This window comes from Brachybacterium sp. JB7, assembly GCF_003335205.1.
Lineage (GTDB): Bacteria > Actinomycetota > Actinomycetes > Actinomycetales > Dermabacteraceae > Brachybacterium > Brachybacterium alimentarium.
Window position 1 is genome coordinate 1 of record NZ_QPGN01000071.1, and the last position, 218, is coordinate 218.

Genomic DNA, 218 nt, shown 5'->3' on the forward strand with positions numbered 1-218 from the left:
AGCTCGATGCCGTTGCCCGGGAGTGCCGTGCGGAACAGTTCCAGCTGGTTATAGGCGTTGCGTGAGGGGATGATCCCCTGCTGGAAGAGTGCAGCTTCGATGAAGTTGGCCGCCTTGCCGATCTTATCGCTATCGGCGCAGAGCAGGATATTGAAGTGGGCATTGACGAGCAGCTGGTTCTCCCGCGCTACGTTGACCAGCAATTGATCGATGTCCTC

At 57.8% G+C, this 218-nt stretch carries 1 protein-coding gene; it reads right to left on the reverse strand.

Annotation, left to right across the window (positions count from 1 at the left end):
* Nucleotides 1-218 (reverse strand): hypothetical protein (locus tag CIK81_RS17980; protein WP_147272386.1); only part of this gene is annotated, 218 nt, incomplete at both ends.